This window comes from Dactylosporangium sp. NPDC051485, assembly GCF_040682015.1.
Taxonomy (GTDB): domain Bacteria; phylum Actinomycetota; class Actinomycetes; order Mycobacteriales; family Micromonosporaceae; genus Dactylosporangium.
Genome location: NZ_JBFAZW010000041.1, coordinates 1 through 19,902, shown reverse-complemented (window position 1 = coordinate 19,902; position 19,902 = coordinate 1). Strand labels below are relative to the sequence as shown.

Below are 19,902 nucleotides of genomic sequence, written 5' to 3'. Positions count from 1 at the left end.
CCTTCAACCGTGAGGTGGCGCGGTCAGCTCCGCCCGCCCGCCCGCCGCCGACACCGCCGACACAGCGATGGCGCGTGCCGGGTCGGCGTGATAGCGGGCGAGAGCGGCGAGCAGGTGGTCAGCGGTGAGCCGGGCCAGGACCATGCCGGCGCCGGCCGGGTTTGCCGGCAGCAGCCAGCGAAGCCCGGCAACCCGCGGCGAGCCGCCGCTACCTGCCGGGTCGAGCAGGAGCAGGCAAGGCGCGTCGGCCGGGATACGCACGCCGTGCAGTACGACCGTCTGGGTCGTGGTCGTCAGCCATCCGGACACCGGCGGCAGATCCGGCAGCACCGTGGCGGTGAGATCCGCCCGCCGCTGCGGGTCGGCGAGGCCCACGAGGGGATCTGGGTCAGCGCGGACCGTGTCGACGAGGCGCGGCAACAGCGCGGCGGTGGCGTCCCAGGCCGCGGCCAGCAAGCCGGTGCACAGCCCGGTGACGCCGTCGAGCGTCAACCTGTCGGCGCCGAACCCACGGCAGACGAGCACGTCGTCGAAGACCGCGTCCGGCTGGGCCGGGTTCAGCACGTCCACCGGCTCCGCCGCCCGCTCGCGCACGAGCCGGCCGACGACCTCGCGCAGCACCGCCAGCGGCAGCGCCGCTGACTCGGCCACCATCGCGCACCGGTGGGCGAGCCGCTCCAGGAGCGTGCGTACCTCGCCGATGGTGCCGCCGCAGATCCCGAACACCGATCCGATCACCGCGCACGCCAGCCGATCGACCGGCGCCCCGCCCCCGCCAGGCCACGCCCGCACATCACCCGGCACACCGCTGGACGCACTGGCCAGGGCGGCTGCGGCCTGCTCAGCGTGGACCCGGATTCGGCGTCCCCACACGAGGTCGGCATGACCGACCGTCGCGGGCCACACCATCCGCAGCATCGCCCGCTCCCGCGCATCCATCGCGACGACCGGCCCGCGCACAGCAGACCGCCCCGCCGCGGCGACCCGCGCAGGCACGGACGGATCAGGTTCGACCGGGACCGGTACGACGGCGAACGTGCGCGGGTCGTGGCACGCCTGACCGACCGTGGCGTCACCGGTCAGCAGCCACAACCCGGACCGCTCGTCCATGCCCACGAACTCCTCGGCAGCAGACTGGCAGACCAGCGGCGGCGTCCCGGAGAGGGTGAGCACCGCCGCCGGGTCGAACCAGAGCGGGCCGCCGACCGCCGAACGGGCCGGTGTGGTCGTGTGCGGCGGGGTCACCGTCAAGCCCCCCGGCCCCGACGGTGACCCCGCCGCGGATACGGGCGGACCCGCTCGGCCACCGCCAGTAGCACCTGCCGGGTCCGCGGGTCCGGGATCAACCGCGTCTCGATCGTGGCGACCGCTGCGCGCAGCTGTGCCGCTGTCTGCCGTCCTGGACCGGTGGCGACCAGGTCGACCTGGCGGTGGTCGTCGCTCGGCGTATTCCGGCTGATCAGTCCAAGCCGCTCCAGCCGCCTCACCGCGCTCCACGCCGTCGCATGCGCCATGCCCGTCGCGGCGGCCACCACGTGCATCCGGGCCCCTGGCTGGTCGACGACCGCGGTGAGGACGGCGAACGTGGACCAGCTCACGCCGGCGGGCTCCAGCACGTGGCGTTCGACTTCGCCGCGCAGGTGCGACGCCATCCGGGCCGCCGCGAGCACCGCCGCCGCGGGCGCCGGTGCCATCGCCGCCGTGAGGGCTGATGGGGCCGGGTCGGAGGCATTTGGCTGGGGCGCGGTCACCGGATGCGGTCCCGCAGCTCGCGGACCTGCGCCCAGATCGTCGGCCGGTGCCGCCCGCGATAGAAGGGCACGATGGCCGCCAGCCAGCCTCGACGGGGCCGGTGCCGGCCCGACGCATTCCTTGCCTGATGACTGGCCATCGTTCGCCCCCCCGGTCGGCATTGCGCACACGCGCAACGGTCGGAACGCACGCCAGACACCCCGAAACCCGCAGGTCATCGAGGGTCATACGCACGTATCGACCTTGCCGCTCACACCCGGCGAGCGGAAGTTAGCCAGGGTTAACCAGCAACCCCGACCGGTAGCCAGAACCGTTGCCGAACAGCCCGCTGCCACCAAACGCGACCGGGATACCGGCGGGCTGAGCGCGGCAATGCCCGCCGACGTTCACGCGGGTCCGGCCCTCGTGAACGCCAGCGGGCGTCGGCTGCCGTTACCTGGACGCCTGCGGCTGGTTCGCCTGCTTCGCCCGCCGAAACAGCGCCCAACCGAGCCGCTGATCCTGCCCAATCATCCGGCGGTCACCGGGCACCCAGGACGCGGCGCACTCCGTGCAGTACATCGCCCGCTGCCATAGCGCTGCCGCGGCAGCGTAGGCCGCGCCGAACTCTTGGTGCCTGTGCCGCCTGACCAGCGCGAGCAAGCCCGCAATCACCGCAACGACGCCGACCAGTGCTCCGAACGCCATTCCGCTCGCGGCGGCCTCCGGCGGCCCACCGAGCGCGCCGACCGCCAAGAACAGCGCCAGACCGACCGCGCCGCCAGCGACCACGGCCGGCCGCTGCCACGACGGCAACGGCAGCAGCGGCGCCAACGACGCCGACAACGCAGTCTCGGCATATGCGCGGCCGTCCGACCGGCCCCGTACACCGCCGACGTTGTGCCGCATCGCCACCGTGACCTGTGACCAGCCCGACGCGTGTACCGCCGGAACCGCCAGCACTCGGTGCCCAGGATCGCGGGGGCACCGCCCCGCCGCCGAGCTGGCTTCACGACCGTTGGCCCCTGCCGCGCCCGACCGACGCGCCATGTCGCTGCTCATACCGACCCACCTACCCCCGCGCCGACAGTGATCGATGCCTGCAATGGTGATTCGTCCGCTTCACCCTGTCCACCCGGATCGGTGGAGGGTCCAGCGCTTCCCGGTCCGTCGAGTGCGAGACCGGCCATCTCGGGCGGTCTTCTGTTCTCCATGGAACCGTCGCCCGTCCGGGTTCGGTCCTGAATGGGCTGCGTGGTCGTCAGATGGTCTGCTCCGTCTGTGTCAGCCCACCCACGGATAGCGCTCGCTGGTTCGGTCTGCTCGGTCTGTTCGCTGCCGGTCAGGACCGCGGCCCGGACCCTGTTCGCCTGCCGGCTGCTCGCCTGCGTCAGCTTCTCCACGTCGTACCGGGTGAGTGACCTGTTCGCGACCTTCTCGGCGGCGTTGGCGCGGACGATCGCGATCAGCTCCTCGTCGGACCGGGGCCGTCTCTTGCCCTGTTCGCTGTCCTGTCCGGCCTCCTGCCCGCCGGTCTGCTTCGCGACCCGTCCGGACTGTTTGCCCAGTTCGAGCGCCTGTTCGGTCCGCGCCGGGCGGGGCAAGGTGTGGCGGACAGGTTCGTCAGTCGGCGCCTGTTCGGTCTGGCCTGTCCGCTGGCTGTCCGTGGATGCGGGCGGTCTGTTCAGTTCGCTGTCTGGAACCCTGTCCGCCGAGGCCTGTCCGACCTGTTCGATCTGTTCGGCTACCTCTGCCCGCGGCCTGTCCGACATTGGCGAGGGAGCAGACGCGAGTGCCTGTTCAGCGCTGCTGGCCGCGGGCGGAGACCGAACAGGTTCGGTCCGTCCGCTCCCGCTGAGCGCCTTCACGAGGACGGCGAGCAGGTGCACGGACAGGGCGAGCATGAGCGGCGGGATCACCCCGACAGCGCGGGCCCACTCGCCCGGCAGGTCAACCCGTCCGTCCTTCCCTCCGGCATGCAGCCCGTTGCAGCCGCCGGACACCAGCACGCCGACGGCGACGACGACCCACGGGTACCAGGTCGACCGGCCGAGCTGCTTCAGCAGCAGCACCGCGACGGTGGCGACCCCCATGGCGCCGTCGATCGAAACCGGCAACATCCACGCCCACGACGGGCGAGTGTTGGCGGCGATCCCGACGGAGCGGATCGCGTCGTACGAGAGGGTGAATGCAGCGACGGTCACGGCGAGCGTGCCGGCCACGACGACGGCCGCGCCGATGATCGCGAGCGCCCGCCAGGTCCTCGGCTCCTTCTGCTCGCCACTCATTCGGCAATCCCTCCGATCCCGATCCGGGTCAACACGAAACTAAGGTTCTCCACGACGGCGCCTCCACGGTTCAGCCGCTGAGTCCTTAGCCCAAGCCACTCCGCGTCCTGCCAGTGCGGTCTGCCCGCCCGATCGCCGGGCGCGCGTACGCTGCTGCTTGCCATCTCTCTTGCACTCCAAGTTGGAAGAGGGGTGGACGGCCTCAGTGGGCGGCAACCCGCTGAGGCCACCTTGATCAAGTAGACATCCGTCTTCACCAGCCCGGCGGTCGGCGTTGCCCTGGGCTGGTTAACTACCGCATGCCGAGTTCGCGCGGCATCGTGTATTCGACGATCCGGACACGCGTATGGGGGAGCACGCTGATGGACAGACGGGCACGGACGATGACGGCCTGCGGTGCGGCGGCAATCGTGGGTCTCGGTGCCGGACTCGCACTGGCCCGGCATCTCACGGGACGTGATCACCTCAGCCCACCAGCACCGGCCTACGGGGAGGACCCGTCAAGGCCCAGCGCCGCCTACCTGGCCGGCTACATCCGCGGCTTCGAGGATCGCGATTCGCGGGCCGCGTAGCGCCACACCCGCCATGGGTGGACATCATGCCGCCACCGTCGCCCCCTTGCCGGCTCACGCCAGCAAGGGGGCGATGCGTGTTCCTGACGCAACGCTTTGCTGCGACATGGCGGGCGGAGCGCTACGCCAGTACGGTCTTGGCGCCAAAACTGGTAGCAAGATCGGTAGCGAAACTACGCCCGGATCCACCAGGTCGCAGCAGGTCACAGCGGGTAATCGTTGCAGCTAGATGTCCTGCGGTGACCCGCCTCGACCCGGTGGAACCCCCATGGTCGACTCCTTGTAATCGGAAGGTTGGGGGTTCAAGTCCCCCCGTCGGCTCTTTCATTCCTCCCCATGCACGCCCTCTGAGCTGCATGAACCGCCGCTAGTTGCTTGAGTCGGCGCGGCCGATTCCATCCGACCGCGCCGACTTGCTCACCGATTGCTCACGCAGCGTTTTTGGTTCGACTCTCGGGCCGGTGTTGCGTGAGCAGTTTTGTCGCCTCCTCCACCTGCGCGGCGGTCGCTTTGCGCATCAGGTGCGCGTAGACCTTCCGCGTCACGGCGGGGCTGGAGTGGCCGAGGATCATCTGTACGACCTCGATGGGCACCCCGCCCGCGAGCAGCAGCGAGCACGCGCCGTGCCTCGTGTCGTGCAGCCGGACGACCGGGAGGCCGCACGCCGCCACGTGAGCCTCGAACGCCGCCGTCACGGCACCGGGCCGCAACGGAAGACCAGCGTAGTCGCAGAACACGAGGTCGTGATCCTGGTAGCCGTCTTCGAGGAAGTCACGTTCGTCCTGCTGCGCGGCGCGGTGCCGGGTGATCGCGGCCTGCGCTGGCGCGGCCAACGGCACCCAACGCCGACCGGCCCGTGACTTCGGCCGCTTGAAGAAGCGACCGACGTGTTCCTGTCCGCACACCGGGCAGATAAGACCCTCGGGCGGGACCTCGCTCCGCGAGACCTCGATGACCGTTTGCCGCACCGTCAGACCAGCGCCGTCCGGATCAAGGTCCGCCCACCGCAGGCCGCACAGTTCGCCCCGCCTGAGGCCGGAGTAGGCGGCCAGCTCATACAGTGCGGAGAGCCGGTCGTCCTTGACGTGCTCTAGGAACCGCGCGGTCTCCTCGGGCTGCCACACAGTCGGATCGTCGTCCTCCTCGATCGCGGGTAGGGCGTCGATGCGGCCCAGAGCCGGGTTGACCGTGATGAGTTCGCGCCGCACGGCCACCGCCAGCGCGGCGCGGATCGTGCGGTGGTATCCGGCGATCGTCGCCGGGGTCCGCTGCTGCACGCGGCGCCCCACGTTGCCTACGGGTCGGTCGCCGTTCTGTGGCGCGGCCAGGGCGCCAATGACTCGCTCGATGTGGCTGCGTCGCAGGTCCCTCAGCCGCAGGTGCCCGAGGCGAGGTCGCCAGACGTCGCGGACATGACCGCGGTAGTTCGACAGGGTCTTGGGCGATCGCCCGCGTGCGGCCAGCTCCTGAAGCCACTGGTCAAGCCAAGCCGCGACCGTGGTTCCGCGGTCGTCCGAGAAGGTGCCCGCGTTCAGGTCGGCCAGCGCTGTAGTCATGGCGTCTTCCGCCTCGGATGAGGTGCGAAAGCCTGAGCGGACAAGCTGTTTGCGCTTCCCCGTCTCGGGATCGGCGCCCACGTCGATGGTGTACGCCCAGGAACCGTGAGCCTTGCGGCAACCCTTGACCCTCTTGCCGTTGGCATCGCGGCACTGGCAGCGCTTGAAAACGGATCCCCTCATGGGTGATCGTGCTCCTTCGTGTTGGTGACTCAACGTGTTTGGGCGCGAGGGATCGCGGCGCCTAGCTAGCAGCGGTGAGGGGGCCGAAAACCGCTCTGTGGGCCGTTTCCGCATGTTGTGGCTGGTGGTGTGCTAGCTGCTAGGTGCCTGATGGGGTAAGGGATTTGGTGCTAGCGGGGGTGCTAGCGCTAGCGGCTGGTGGTGCTAGCGCTAGCAGGTCGCGGTTGCGGTTCGATCCGCGACGCTTGGTAGTTGTGGGGCGTTTCGGGCTGTTGCTGGTGTTGCTCGCGACCCGCGACCGGTCAGTGTTCGTGCTGGTCGGACCGGTCGCGGCTGCGGTCGCGTTCCCGTGACCGGCGGTCGCGGGTGAGCCGCGACCGGTCGGAGGAGATGGCCCCCGTCGAGCTGGCGCGCATGGCGACAACCGTGGTTGCCCCCGAGGTGTCCCGCTCAGGAGCGGGTGGGGGCGGTGACACGGTGACAGCGGCAGCGGAGGGGCGTGTTTGTGCTGCTCAAGCCCGGTGCATTGCTGTCACCGCCTCGTGGTGACAGGTGGTGACAGCGGTGACAGCACCAACCACCTGTCACCGCTGTCACCGGTTGTCACCATGAGGCGGTGACAGCGTCCGAGGTGGTCTCACCTGCGGAAACGTCGCGGTCAACGGTGGTTGTCACCGTGTCACCGCTGTTCGGCCTTCAGCCGGCGGGCTTGCCTCGGGCGGCGTAGGCGGCCCGTTCCGTGGTGAGCTCGGCGGCCAGGTCGCGGCGTTCGGCGGGGGTCAGCTCGCCGGGTTCGATGGTGGGCAGATTGTTGAGCCAGTGCTCGAACGCGCGGATGGGGATGACCCATCGGCCGCCGAGCTTGCGGGCGGGGATCTCGCTGGTGCGGACGAGGGCGTAGGTGCTGCCGGGGGAGAGGGAGAGCAGTTCGGCGACCTCGGCGACGGTGTAGACGGCGCGGGTGACGGTGGCTGGTGTGGGCCGTTCAGGGGCGTCGGCAGGGTTGTTGGTCCGGTTACGGGGAGTAAAGGGAAGGACGTTGCTGGACATGGGGTGGATCTCCCTTGGGGTGGTAGCGGTAGCGGTGACGGTGGGGCTGGAAGTGGCCTGTGGGCCGGTTTTCGGGGTGCGGGCGGCGGTGCCGCTACCCGCTACCTCGGGATGGATCTCGCAGGCCAGGTAGGCGGAAGCGAGGTAGCGGCAGGGGTAGCGCTGCCGCTACCTGGTAGCGGGCCGCTACCTACCCCGCAACCTGCAAGCGCAAGGCCGCGACGGTTACGGAGAGTTGAGATGCCCCCGCCCCGGCGACGGGGTGGTAACGGCGCGCGTGGCTCCCGCCGACCCCGCCGGGGCGGGGGGCATCTCGCCTGTTCGGTGCTTGCCGTTACCTGCGGCCCGGGCCGCGTCGGTGCTGCTGGTGGGCCGGATTGGTAGGTAACGGCAGGGGTAACGCGGGCGTTACCGGCACCGCTGCCGTTACCCGCGCCGTTACCTGCCTGCGGCGGGTGGCGCCTAGCGCTGCGTAGCGGGTCCGCCGCGCCCGTGAGGGGCGCGCTGGGATGGGTGGGAGACGAGGGGCTAGAGGGCTAGAGCCCTTGTCAAGGCTCGAATTTGGGGCTAGCGGTGCCGCTAAGTCTGGCGGCCATCGGGGCTAGGTCTAGCCCTTGGTGCAGGGGTCGCAGAGGGCGTAGGCGAACAGGATCGGGCCGAACGCGGCGATGCTGCCGGTGAGCGCGAGTGCGGGTCTGCGGCATCGGTCGCACGTGACGTCCTCGATCGGGTCGGGGTCAAGAGCTGCCGCGCAGTCGGTGCAGACCAGGACGCCGGGGTGCCATGCGGCGGCGTTGAGCAGTTGCGGCGCGGCGCCGACGTGGGCGCAGACCCGCGCGGTGTGGTTGTGCAGTGCGGTGATGAGGATTTCGGCTTGTGCGGCGAGCCAGGCCCGCGGCGGTGCGGGGTCGGGTTCGGCCTCGCCGCGTGCGGTGGCGTCGGTGAGAATGCGGTGCGCGTGTTTGCTGGCGGCGGCGACCTGGTCGCCGAACGCGGTCGGGTGGGTGATGCGGGCGTTCATGCGGCGGTCCCTTCGTGACCGTTGGCGCTGGCGGGGAAGAGAGCAAGTGGCGGTGACGGTGTGTCACGGCCGGTGGGCGGTTGTGCCAGTCGCCCCACAGTCACGCCAGTTGCGCCACGTTCCGGAAGCTGGCGCAACTGGCGTGACTGTGGCGGAACTGGCGCGGCTGGCGCAGTTGTGTCACTGAGCGTGAGTCGCCACATCGACCGTGCGGGGAACCCGGCAAGCTCGGTGACGACCCCGGCGCGGGGGCGTGCCCGCTGCAAGGTGCGCTCGGCGATGCCCTCGACGCGGGCCGCCTTGCGCACGTCCGGCCACGGCGCCTCTCCGCCCTGTTCGGTCAAGTAGGCGATGAGCCACTTGGCTACCGCGTCGCGTTCGGTGCGGTTGTCCGCGTCGCCGGTGCCCGCGTTGTCGCCGAGGATGTCCGCCACCGACCGGTCGGACTCGCCGGTGAAGACGAGCCGCCCGACGTAGGCGGGTCCTTCGTCGGTGGGGACCTCGGCAGACTCCACGATGTAGCGCAGCGATGGCAGGTCCAGGCGCCCGAGGTTGTTCTTGGACTGCGACATGACGCACGAGCCGTCCCCGGCGTCGTCGTCGCGGGCGATGGAGATCACGGCGCGGGCGACGGCGGAGAACGCACGGGAGCCGGTGATCAGGTTCAGCGCGTCGGGGGATGCGGACTTGTTGAAGTGGGCCAGCCCGACCACGGCGCAGCCGGTCGTGTCGGCCATCTTGGCGAGGGGTTCCAGCGCGGTGCGGAGGTCGCGGTCGCGGTGGGTGTCGATGCCAGCGGCGATGAGCGACAGCAGCGGGTCGGCTGCGATGAGGGCCACCCCGAGTCGTCTGATCTCCACCGCCAGGGCGGAGCAGTCACGCGGCAGGGTGAGCGCGTCGAACCCGGTCTCCTCCTGGATATCGACGCGGTAGACGAGATCCATGTCGGCGCCGGCCGCGTACAACCTTGGGCCGATCGTGTGCGCCCACGAGTCCTCCGACGCGGCGTAGATGACCGGACGTGCCTGCCCGAGGTGCTGACCTGGCAGCGTGCCCCGGGTGATCTGCGCGGACAGCCACGCCAGGGTGAGGGACTTGCCGATGCCTTCCCGGCCCGGGATGAGCGTGATCGAGCCTGCCGGGATGCGGTCGGTCCAGGTCCAGTACACCGGCCGCATCCTGATCGCCGATGCGGGAGTGAGCACGATCGATCGGGTGGACGTGCCCGGGTGTCCGTCACCCGCAGGCAGGGCGTTCACGCGCGACCCCCTTTGTTCCAGCCGCCCCCGGTCCGGGGTGGTCCTGGTGGCGAGGTGGCCCCCGCGCCCGGTGGCCGTTGGTGGGACCTGCCGGGCGGGAGGGCCATCTCGCCAGATGGGCGGCTGAAACACGCGGGTGTTTCAGCGGGTCCGTATCGCCCGGCTCGGCGGGCGGTGATGGTTCGTGCGGGCCGCTGAGCGGTCCTGAGACGCAAGATCTTATGCATGTCGATGTCTTCTGTTGGGTGGGTGCAATGGCGGGTGACTGATGGCGCTCTCCTCGTCGTGGTTCCTGGCTGGAACAAAGGGGAAGTGGCGCGACGGTGCGCGCGTGGAGCGGTGGCTGTCGCGCTGAAAAGTGAGCACGGCGAAGCCGGGCCTTCTCGTCCTTGGTGTCGTCGTTGTTGTCGTCCTGGTGTCGACAGGCTGTCGACACGCTGCGCGGACGCTGTCGACAGTGGTGCCGCGTGCTGGCACGGCGGAGCAGCCTTTTTCCGGGAGGCGCGGCCCATGCAGTTGTCAACGAACCCATGTGCGGACGCGTGCGCCCGCGTGGTGACCACACGCAGCTGCGCGGGTCCTTACGCGAGGTAGGAGGGAAAGGGCCGGTGCGCGGCCACGGTTCCTAGGCCAGAGGACCGCGCACCGGGCGGGGGGATCAGCCCCGCGCCGCCACGTCGGCACAGGTGGTGCCGTACGCGGCCCACACCCGCTCAGCGATGCGGTGCGCCCGGTTGAACCGGCGGTCACCGCGCCAGAAGTCAGCCAGCATCGCTGCCGCGTGACGCCGGATCGCGGGGGTCTCGCCGGTCCACTTCCCGTCGCTCAGCGCCAGCAGCCACGTCGTGCGCTCTTCGACCTCGGCCCGGCCCAGCTCGGCGAGCCCGGCCCGGACAACCTCGGTTGCGGTCGCGGCGGCGGTGTCGAACAGCGGCGACGCGACGGCGGCCGTGGCGATCTGGCCGTAGGTCAGGCCGAACAGGGTGTCTCGCAGTCGCGTCACGTCGGTCACCGCCGCAGCCGACACGGCGGGGGCCAGCATCCCGGGGCTCACCGCTCCACGCCCCACGGGCCAACGACCGGGCGGGGCGTCTCGGCCACCACGTAGACGGCGAACTCGCCGTCGTCGTTGACCGGCGCGGTCATCGGCAGCGACCGGAACGCCTGCTCGTCGCAGCCGTCACGGCTCGTCTCAACGACGCCGCCCATGCAGTCGCACCCGACGTCGAACCCGTCGCAGGTCTCGCACACGATCCACAGCGACGCCGCATGCATCGCCACGCACCGCTCCGAGGTGCACCACCGCGTCATGCAGTAGATGCAGACGCTCGCGTTGTTCAGCCGCATCGGCTTCTGCGCGGCCTGGGCCGCCGAGAACGGCCCGAACGGCACCACCACCACCCGAGCGGCGCTGTCCTGGACAGGCGGGGCGGAGATAGGCTTTACCAGCATCTTCGTGTCCTTCCAAGGGGAGACTGATGCGCCGACCTCGGCGGGGCTGGTACCCCGCCGAGGTCTTGTTTACCCCCCTTAACCCTGCGGTCCAGGGGGGTGTGCAAACAGAAGACCACGGATGGCAACCGGCGTCAACCCCCCTCAACAAGATGTGTAAACCCCGCTGTTCGTGCCATGGGTTGATAGCCCCCATGGACCGACGTGCGGTATGGTTAGGCCCCTTGACGGGATGGGAGACGCCTTGCGTGACCTAGGAGCCGTGGAAGCCATCGGCGATGCGCGTGAGCGCGCGCTGACGGCACACAAGCTCATCGACGACTACCAGAGCGCGATCGGAGAGATGTCCCGCGTTCGTCGCGAGGCGTTGGAGGAACTGCTCTCCAGCGGCATGTCTCAGGTCCAACTTGCCGAGATGCTCGACATGTCCCGCTCTCGCGTTTCCCAGCTCCTGTCCGCTGGCGTACGCCCTGAACGCGCCTTCCTCGGCACCGCTCGACTGACCCTCGCCATCGGCGGCAAGCAGGAGTCCGGGCGTAGCGACCCTGGCGACGTGCTCTCGGCTGAGTCCTTCAGCGCGTACGAGACGCTGGCTGAGCTGGCGCGCACAGTCGGCCTGGAGGCGGGATACGAGGTCGTTCCCCCGCCCGGTCACGTCCACCTCAACCGGCCCAACCTCATCGTGTTGACCAACCCGCGTCTGTTGCCGTTTCTTAGCCAGGTCATGGAAGCTGACCCGCACCTCCGCTACCTGGTTGACGACAAAGGTTGGTACATCAAGGAGCCCGACACGGGCAAGGAGTACCGCTCGCCGCGAGATAACGGCGAGTTCGCGGACTATGGCTACCTCGGCCGGCTGCCCCGCCCAGACGGTAAGGGCTCGTTCCTGTACATGGCAGGGACTCATGCACAGGGCACGCTCGGCGCGGCGCGCTACGTCGCGGACAATTTGCCTGAGCTGTATCGCGAGCTCAAGGCCAGGCGCTTCTCTGCGGTGATCCTGTGCAAGTTTGACCCCAAGAACAACCGCAACATCTTGTCCACGGAGCGGGTCACACCGCTGTTCCGTCACGAAGGTTGAGCCTCTATGCGCATGTCGGTTGCCTCAGAGCCGTCCACGCGGGACAGGACCAATGAGGACTGGGTTTCCACTTCACCCGGCCTGATCGTGGTCCTGGATGGCGCCACGGCCCGCACGGATACCGGCTGCCGTCATGGGATTTCTTGGTACGCGGCTCAGCTCGGCGCGGCACTGTCCGCGTCTGCGAGCAACCCGGATGTTGCGCTGCCGGCGGCCCTCGCCGCGAGTATTCAGCGTGTGGCCGCGCTGCATCCCGAGTGTGATCTCACGCACGAGGGCACCCCATCAGCCGCGGTGGCCGCCGTCCGACTCGGAGAGACAGTCGAATACCTCGTGCTCGGTGACGTCTCCGTCGTCCTCGATCTGGGCAAAGACGTCACCGTCGTCTCGGATGAACGTGTCAGCGACACTGCGCTGGCCGAACGGCAGGACGCTGACCGGTACCCGATAGGGTCACCCGAGAAGAACGCGGCGATGGTCCGCATGAAGCACATTGAGCTGTCCATGCGGAACCGCGCGGGTGGTTACTGGATTGCAGCGGCTGACCCTTCTGCGGCCGAGCACGCACTCACGGGCGAGGTCAAGCTGGCCGACGTGCGGCGCTTGGCGGTGCTGACGGATGGCGCGGCCCGCATCGTCTCCATGTTCGGCCAGATGGGCTGGCCCGATCTGCTCGACACTGTCGAGATCGCCGGTCCTGACGCCGTCTTACGACGAGTGCGGTCGATTGAGGACAGCGACCCAGACGGTGCGCGGTGGCCCCGCAACAAGTGCAGCGATGATGCGACCATCGCCTACGCTGTTGACCCTTCCCTGGTACTCAGAAACGAGGGTAATGACCACGCCGGATGAGCAAGACGAGTTTGAGCGAATGAGGCTGGTTGCGCAGATCGAACGCGCCCGCGGACTCATCGTGCAGTACGACGAGCATCAGGAGTTCTACCGGCGCCAGATCGAGGACAGCCGGTACGAACTGGGTAGACTCGACGAGCGGCTAGGAGGGTGACGACCATGAACAGCGACACGCACACTCAGGCGCTTCGTGACGCACTGCGCGCTGACCATGAGGCGTGGATCGCCGAGGTTCAGCAGTGGGCCGATGACGCAGCTGCGGCCGGCGACACCGCACGGCAACGGCGTCACCTTGCACACGTTGCGAGGCTCAAGGCGATGCCGTACCCGTGGGAGACCCAGGCGCCCGCAGCCTAGCGACCGCGCCACTCCAGCCGCCCGAGGGAGCCCGAAACCGTGAGCCCAAGAGCCCAAGCCAAGGTGGCAGCCAACCATGATTGCTGCACGAACACCGGCCTGATCTACCCCGACCGCGGCAAGCGCTGCGATCAGCACGCCACCGCCGCAGATCGAACCCTGGTGGCCGACCTTGCCAAGAAGGCGCGGCCGATCCTCGGCACGCAGATTTGGCCCTACGGAGCGGACATCGACGTAGCGGCACGCCAACGCCTCATCGCGTGGGCGGAGGAGCACAACGTCAAACTTGCCAAGACCCGCTGCCAGGGTCTCCACTGGCTCCGCACGGGTCGCTGTGGCGTCAGCTTGTGCAAACGCGCTGGGCGGTGGATGGACCACGTAACCTCCTGGACCAATCACGACGGTCCGGCGCTGCTCCTTGCGCAGCCGTATGGGCTGATGCCGGATGATGTGATCCAGCTCGGCGGGTTGGCGACCTCTGGTGAGTTCAAGGTTCAGATAGACGGAAACGGCTGGTACGGATACGGATCGGTCGCGGTTGAGTTGTGGCGCCCTGGCGCCTACGAGACGAGTAGTCAGCAGCGAGTCAGCGAAGTCCTCGACAACAGTTGACGAGGACGGCAAGGAACGGCTGTTCATCCCTGACAGCGCCTGACGGGCCAACGTCCACAGTGGAGGGCCGATGCTCACCGGTTGCTCACACAAGCGATACAGTCGGGGGCCGTTCGGCGGCACTAGACGCCACAGCGGGTCTTCTTGACCAGCACAGGAGCGCTGTAGACCAAATCAATGGACAGCGTCCGTCAGCGGACTTCGCGCACTTGTAATCGGAAGGTTGGGGGTTCAAGTCCCCCCGTCGGCTCTCCTAATCAGGCCCCTGAACTGCCCGTTTCGTATGTGTAGTCGATCTTGGCAGGCTGCCTGGACGGCCGTCGTGCTCATTTCTGCGCTCGGACGATCTCGCACTACATGGCACCAGCCACCCTGCACCGAACCCCGCCGATCCGGATCATGATCCGCTGTTCGCATCGGGCGGTTCACCCGTTTGAGAACACTCTCGTACACGCAGAGGAGTCCTGTCCGAGTTGTTGCAACTACAGTCCCGGTCGTGACATTGCCCGCTCTGTTAGTCCCGTTCGAGTCGCTGGCTGATGCCGATCTGGCTGTACATGCCGTCTACAGTGGCGGAATCTCGGGCTCGAGCGGTGACGACCCGCTGCAACGGCTGCTCTCTGCGGGCAATCAGGGCGGCTTTCGATATAGGGGCTCGCCAGCGTCGGGGGATGTCCGCCTGGTGGTGCTGTATACCTCCGGCGCAAACCTAGACTGGCCTGACGCGCTCAACGAGCAAGCCGGCATCTTCACCTATTACGGCGACAATCGAACCCCGGGCCACGAGCTGCACAGGACTCCCCGCCGCGGCAACATCATCCTCAGGGACTCCTTCGCGGCGTGCCATGCCGATCAGGCCGCAAGGCAGCGGGTACCGCCATTCCTGCTCTTTACCAAAGCTGCGGCAACGGGCCGGTCCGTTCGGTTTCGCGGTCTTCTCGCGCCGGGCGCCGCTGCCCTGAGTGCTGATGATGATCTCCAGGCAATCTGGCGAAGAACCAGTGGCGAGCGGTTCCAGAACTATCGCGCCTCCTTCACGGTGCTCGACGTTCCGGTTGTGAGCCGCGCGTGGATCACCGAAGTCCTTCAAGGCAACCCGCTCGGTGTGGCATGCCCTCGGCCGTGGGCAGACTGGGTACGCGGTCGTTCTTATGACGCGCTTGTCGCTCCATCGACGCGGACTGTCCGCAGCCGACGAGACCAGCTGCCCGCCGACCCGGTCGGTGAGCAGATACTGCAGGCAATCCACCAGCACTTCACCGGCCGTTGGAGCGACTTCGAAGCCTGCGCCGTAGAACTCTGGCGGATGATGGCCCGCGCGACCGGCTCCACCACGGTCACCAGGGCAGTCCGCGACAACGGCCGCGGCGCCATCGGGGTCTATCAACTCGACCCAGCGGCCGACCGGGTAAGTCTCGACTTCGTGCTTGAAGCGAGGTGCTACGGCCCAGTCAACTCGGTTGGTGTCAAAGAGACCTCAAGGCTCATATCACGCACACGTCACCGAATGTTCGGCGTGCTCGTTACCACCTCGTACGTCCACGAGCAGGCATACAGCGAGGTGCGGGATGACCAACACCCCATCGCCATCATCTGCGGTCGCGACATTGTCGAGACTCTGCGCGCCCACGGCTACAGCAGCGTACAAGCCGTTCAATCGTGGCTGACCTCAGGGCGTTGAGCTTCGCGACCTGCCGATATATAGGGGCCAGGCGCAGCGAAGCGCCAAACGCTTCTAGTCATTGGTGCCGAGCGGACGATCCCCTGAGCCAAGAGCAGACGCCGGCCCGCTGATTTACTGCTAACTATCGCCGTCCACAACCAAAGTACTCTGCCCTTTGCTAGCCGGAGCGTATTCTATGGAACGTAAGATCGAAACCGACTCAGAGATCGAAAAGGTGTACGACTTCTTCCACGATCGCGGCATCGACGAATTCGGTCCGCTGGTTAGGCAGGCGACGGATGAGGTCATAGCCACAAGCAGGACTGGCCGTTGGCACCTCGATCAATGCAACCGGCAAGAGATGGCTTATCTTGGTGTGAACATCGAGAACCTAATCCGGCAAGCGTATAACTTGGGTGAACCCCATGGGCGCATGGACTTTAATATCGACGGAGTCGAGGTCGACTGCAAATGGTCTCGTAATTTTGGTCAGTGGCAGATACCTAGGGAGGCCGTCGGTCATATCTGTCTCCTCGTCTACGGCGACGATATGGACGGAGTTATGGCAGTTGGCTTGATAAGAATAAGAGAGGAGATCCTCGTCGGCGGCAACCGGGATCAGAAGCGCACGATCAAAAGTCCGGCGGGTGTCAGCGAAATCCGCTGGCTCATCGAACGTGACGCCCCACTGCCCGAAAACTTTTTGCTGAGCCTTCGGAAGGCTGATCGAGATGCGATTCTGGCTCAAACTTCAGGCGACGATCGCCTAGTCGAGCTGTTTCAGCGTTGCGAAGGTCGGATAATTACACGTCATGCGATCGAGTCGGTTGCGCAACAGGTTGATGCGACGCGTCGTGCGCGGGCTGCAGGAGTTCGCCTGGCGCCTAAGGGCATGGAGGTTCTCTGCGGATACCGAAACGAAGACAAAGCCCGTGCCCTGCAGCTGGGTGGCCCGGTGCCGAGAACGCGTGCAGAGTACGTATGCCTTCGTGCCGACGGAACAACCCCCGAACGCGTCATTGAGCTTGAAGCAAAGAGAATCAAGGAGGCTGCCGCATTTCGCTCCGACTACAAGAAAATGGCGGCAGCGGTCCGAAGTGAGCGGAACCGCAGACGGAAAGAGGCGGACGCGGCTATCCGAGCCGCCGCAGAGGCTATTGAAGTAATCGAAGCGACAGACGAGTACGCCCCCCTGGGCGACATCGTTCATGATGCAGCCCAGAACGCTGAATTGAGCGCAGTGCGTGATTCAGCCCCGCCTGACGTATCGCGATAGATCTAGACTAGGCGTATACCTGCGTCCTATCGACTTGATTGTATGCTATGGATAACATAGACGCCGTGCCCGACCGGAGACTCGGTCTTGAGGCGTCAAGCACGCTCCTGCGGTACGTCGGCCCGGTGACAAGCTGTGCGCCAGGCCGACGTACCGCCGTTTCGTATCACGATCATTTTCCCACCCGCCGGTGATCCGTAGTCGCTCAGCTAACCTTTGCCCTGGTCTTGGCGTGGGCGAAAGTTAGATGCCGACTGTGCTCCTCCTGGCCCCGAAACGCTTTCCAGTCGCCGAGCCGATACGTTACGTCGCCGCGGCGTTCGCCTCTATCGATGACGAAGTCCTTTTCAAGATCCACGATCCGCTTGACGACGATCTCAACTGTCATTGATCCACCAAGCATAGTTTTGATCGCCTCGGCGGTCATCGGCTCCCCGCGGTCGCGTAGCACGCGATAGATCTCATCATGGACCTTAAGCGGAGCGGGCGTCTTTGACGGCAACGACTCCTTGCGAAGCGCGCGGGCGATCGACTCGCCGACAGCGCGCGCCACCGGGGGTGGGAACGCGTTGCCCACCTGGCGATACTGGCTGGTCTTCTTGCCCAGAAATTCCCAGCGATACTCGCCATCATCCCAACCCTGGATGCGGGAGACCATCTCGACCGTTAGCTTCGGTCCTCTTGGATGGTCTTCAATCTTCCAGTCCCTCCCGGGAGCTGCATTCGCGAGCCCGTGAGCATCGGTCCACAGCTCCTCCCATGCACGTTTTGCCCGCGTGGGCCCGAGATCTGCCCCTCCATGCTTTTTACTGCCACCGACGATTGTAGGCGCGATTTTGTCGGCTGCTTCAAGCCATTTCGCATGATACTCGGGGTCCCAGCCATTCGCTCCCATTAGTTTCCCGGCCACCTGGCTCACGGTTTTCACCGAGTTGAGCTTCTGGGGCCAGGCGAAGTAGTCAACATACTCCTTGCGAAGAGCAACTAAAACCATGCGGGGCCTTAGCTGCGCGACGCCGTAGTCGCGGGCTTCGAGCAGCTCCCAGAATGCTGTGTATTTGAGTGCTGCAAAGCGGTCCACAACGGCCTGCCGGTAACCGGCAAAGCGAGCGTCGTTCAGGCCGCGGACGTTTTCAAGCAGCACGGCCTGAGGTTCGATACGGCCGGCTGCTTCGACTGCCCATGCAAAGAGGTCGCGCTCATCAGCGGAGCCAAGTTGTTTGCCGGCCACTGAGAACGGCGGGCAGGGCACCCCGCCCGCGAGTAACGAGACTTTTCCTTGGAAGTCTTCTGGCTTCCAGACTTCTTCGTCGGCAACGTCGCCGATTCGGACTAGCTTCTCCGGATCCTCGTTTGGCTCCAAGCGCTCCAAGTTTGCTCTGAGAGTTGCCGCAGCTGTTGGGTCTAGCTCGACTGCGAGCTTATGGTGGAAGCCAGCACGATGCAGTCCCAAAGACTGGCCGCCGGCGCCGGCGCAGATCTCTACGACACTCAGCTCAGTCACTGTACTCCTCGGCTGTCGTTCTAGGTCCGTGGTTGCGGGTCGCCACCACTGCATCCTTCAGCACTCGGCTGGCTAAGCGCTGAAACCGGTCGGGCGAGTGTGATAGGCACCGCTGGTGCGTTAGCCAGTACGGATGGCCAGTCGCGATGTCGCGGGGCGTGGCACGTTTCGGGGAGCTCACGCCAAGGCGGCCGAGGTGAACGACGTGAAGCCAGTGCTGCCATGCAGCGGCGACTGCAATCGCGCCCCTGTTACCAACCGTCACCGCCACCTCACCCACGCTCAGTCGATGACAACCTCACTAACGGACGATCCGCGAATCACGCTGGAAGGTCAAGTCGCCAGGCCGAGGGATCAACGGTTTGCTACTGCGCTGTGACGGATCGTGTCGATCGGCTGTTAGTTCCGACACTTGACCTGCAGCGACGGGCAGCACCATCCAAATTCGGCGCCATGCGAACGAGCTATCTCATAGCCTTCGTCGAATGACCCATGCGTCTATTACGTGCCCTGCGGAGCCCCGGACGCACCTTTAGCTGGGGATGGAGCTGGTACACGGGGCGGCAGCGCCGAAGCCACCATCATGAGCGCGTTCTCCAGCGACTCATGTTCCCAGATCCGGACAACGCGCCAGCCGGCCCCGGTGAGTGAACCGTTTACTCGTCGGTCGCGGTCGACGTTGCGCGCAAGCTTCGGCGACCAGTACCACTCATTGGTGGAAGGTGCGCGTCCGTGCACAGGGCATGCATGCCAGAAGCAGCCATCGACAAAGACCGCCAATTTGTGTGCCGTGAAGACGATGTCGGGTCGGACGCGGTTGCCGTCAGGCAGGCGCAGTAGCAGGTCTTTGCGGTACCGATAGCCGAGCCGGTGCAACGCGCTGCGCAACACTACTTCCGGTTTAGTGTTCGCTCTTCGGTTGGCCTGCATGTTCCGTGAACGGCCCTCGTTCAGTGGCGCCGGGTATAGGCCGGCCGCGTGAGCTCGGCTGCGCCGCTCGGCGGCGGCGTCGGTATTCCCCACGGACTCTCCCGGGTGGCACTCGCAGGCCGACGGCTTAGATCGCAAGATACACCGAGCGGCGCGCCGGCTACGGACGGGCCTTGACCCCTGATCTTGGACACGGGGGTTATGCGGCGGCGGCCAGCGTAGCCGGTGCTGGTTGGAGGTTGCGCTCGTAGGTGATCGGGGCTTGGTGGCCGAGGCGGGAGTGGCGTCGGACGGTGTTGTAGCGGTGCAGCCACCGGAACGAAGCGTGCCATGTTCCAAGGTTGAAGTGGCGGGACGCTCGCTCGCGTACCGCGAGTGTCAGCAACGCCTTAACACACACAGCTACAGCAGTAGCGGTAGTGGGCTTGACCCGATTCGACGGACAGGGTCGATGTGTTGATCCTCAAGCTACCCTGAGGGCGGTCAACGGCCGGACGCTGGTGCTGTTCTCGAAG

18 protein-coding genes are annotated in these 19,902 nt (G+C 66.8%); 6 read left to right on the top strand and 12 right to left on the bottom strand.

Annotation, left to right across the window (positions count from 1 at the left end; translation table 11 throughout):
* Positions 1–3 precede the first annotated feature (3 nt).
* From AB0M46_RS23395 to AB0M46_RS23350, 10 genes are all read right to left on the bottom strand, one after another.
* Entirely contained in the window at positions 4–1,245 is a 1,242-nt protein-coding gene (locus AB0M46_RS23395; protein WP_363339080.1) for a hypothetical protein, read from the bottom strand.
* Between the two features lie 2 nt (positions 1,246–1,247).
* Entirely contained in the window at positions 1,248–1,694 is a 447-nt protein-coding gene (locus tag AB0M46_RS23390) for a MarR family transcriptional regulator (RefSeq protein WP_363339079.1), read from the bottom strand.
* Positions 1,695–2,184: 490 nt separating this feature from the next.
* Entirely contained in the window at positions 2,185–2,793 is a 609-nt protein-coding gene (locus AB0M46_RS23385) for a hypothetical protein (RefSeq protein ID WP_363339078.1), read from the bottom strand.
* On the bottom strand, positions 2,790–4,019 hold the full coding sequence (locus tag AB0M46_RS23380) for a DUF2637 domain-containing protein (protein WP_363339077.1): 1,230 nt from the start codon (positions 4,017–4,019) through the stop codon (positions 2,790–2,792). The genes AB0M46_RS23385 and AB0M46_RS23380 overlap by 4 nt, the downstream gene beginning before the upstream one ends.
* 1,000 nt (positions 4,020–5,019) lie before the next feature.
* Positions 5,020–6,330: a tyrosine-type recombinase/integrase gene (locus AB0M46_RS23375; protein ID WP_363339076.1), complete on the bottom strand. Its 1,311-nt coding sequence runs from the start codon at positions 6,328–6,330 to the stop codon at positions 5,020–5,022.
* A 696-nt stretch (positions 6,331–7,026) separates the two neighbouring features.
* Positions 7,027–7,380 carry a helix-turn-helix domain-containing protein gene (locus AB0M46_RS23370; RefSeq protein ID WP_363339075.1) on the bottom strand — a complete coding sequence of 118 codons (354 nt, stop codon included), beginning with the start codon at positions 7,378–7,380 and terminating at the stop codon, positions 7,027–7,029.
* Between the two features lie 607 nt (positions 7,381–7,987).
* Positions 7,988–8,401 (bottom strand): hypothetical protein, encoded by a 414-nt coding sequence (locus AB0M46_RS23365; protein ID WP_363339074.1) that lies wholly within the window; start codon positions 8,399–8,401, stop codon positions 7,988–7,990.
* The gene (locus AB0M46_RS23360; protein WP_363339073.1) at positions 8,398–9,660 is read right to left on the bottom strand and encodes an AAA family ATPase; all 1,263 of its coding nucleotides are present in this window, start codon (positions 9,658–9,660) and stop codon (positions 8,398–8,400) included. Before AB0M46_RS23360 ends, AB0M46_RS23365 begins: the two co-directional genes overlap by 4 nt.
* A gap of 658 nt (positions 9,661–10,318) precedes the next feature.
* Positions 10,319–10,663 (bottom strand): hypothetical protein, encoded by a 345-nt coding sequence (locus AB0M46_RS23355; RefSeq protein ID WP_363339072.1) that lies wholly within the window; start codon positions 10,661–10,663, stop codon positions 10,319–10,321.
* A 47-nt stretch (positions 10,664–10,710) separates the two neighbouring features.
* On the bottom strand, positions 10,711–11,112 hold the full coding sequence (locus AB0M46_RS23350; protein WP_363339071.1) for a hypothetical protein: 402 nt from the start codon (positions 11,110–11,112) through the stop codon (positions 10,711–10,713).
* A 262-nt stretch (positions 11,113–11,374) separates the two neighbouring features.
* Here AB0M46_RS23350 and AB0M46_RS23345 point away from each other — a divergent pair, with 262 nt between their 5' ends.
* The 6 genes from AB0M46_RS23345 to AB0M46_RS23320 all read left to right on the top strand — a co-directional run bounded on the left by AB0M46_RS23345 (position 11,375) and on the right by AB0M46_RS23320 (position 16,953).
* Positions 11,375–12,193, top strand: coding sequence for a helix-turn-helix transcriptional regulator (locus AB0M46_RS23345; RefSeq protein WP_363339070.1), 819 nt, complete (start codon positions 11,375–11,377; stop codon positions 12,191–12,193).
* Between the two features lie 6 nt (positions 12,194–12,199).
* On the top strand, positions 12,200–13,045 hold the full coding sequence (locus AB0M46_RS23340; protein WP_363339069.1) for a protein phosphatase 2C domain-containing protein: 846 nt from the start codon (positions 12,200–12,202) through the stop codon (positions 13,043–13,045).
* Positions 13,046–13,064: 19 nt separating this feature from the next.
* Positions 13,065–13,199, top strand: a complete 135-nt coding sequence (locus AB0M46_RS23335) for a hypothetical protein (protein WP_363339068.1) — start codon at positions 13,065–13,067, stop codon at positions 13,197–13,199.
* 242 nt (positions 13,200–13,441) lie between these two features.
* Positions 13,442–14,014: a hypothetical protein gene (locus tag AB0M46_RS23330; RefSeq protein ID WP_363339067.1), complete on the top strand. Its 573-nt coding sequence runs from the start codon at positions 13,442–13,444 to the stop codon at positions 14,012–14,014.
* Between the two features lie 496 nt (positions 14,015–14,510).
* A complete protein-coding gene (locus AB0M46_RS23325) occupies positions 14,511–15,695 on the top strand; it encodes a restriction endonuclease (RefSeq protein ID WP_363339066.1) in 1,185 nt (394 codons plus the stop codon).
* 178 nt (positions 15,696–15,873) lie between these two features.
* A complete protein-coding gene (locus tag AB0M46_RS23320; RefSeq protein WP_363339065.1) occupies positions 15,874–16,953 on the top strand; it encodes a NaeI family type II restriction endonuclease in 1,080 nt (359 codons plus the stop codon).
* 205 nt (positions 16,954–17,158) lie between these two features.
* Here AB0M46_RS23320 and dcm read toward each other — a convergent pair whose 3' ends face one another.
* On the bottom strand, positions 17,159–18,457 hold the full coding sequence (gene dcm / locus AB0M46_RS23315) for a DNA (cytosine-5-)-methyltransferase (protein WP_363339064.1): 1,299 nt from the start codon (positions 18,455–18,457) through the stop codon (positions 17,159–17,161).
* Between the two features lie 501 nt (positions 18,458–18,958).
* Complete coding sequence (locus AB0M46_RS23310) at positions 18,959–19,480, bottom strand: very short patch repair endonuclease (protein ID WP_363339063.1); 522 nt, start codon at positions 19,478–19,480, stop codon at positions 18,959–18,961.
* Positions 19,481–19,902 lie beyond the last annotated feature (422 nt).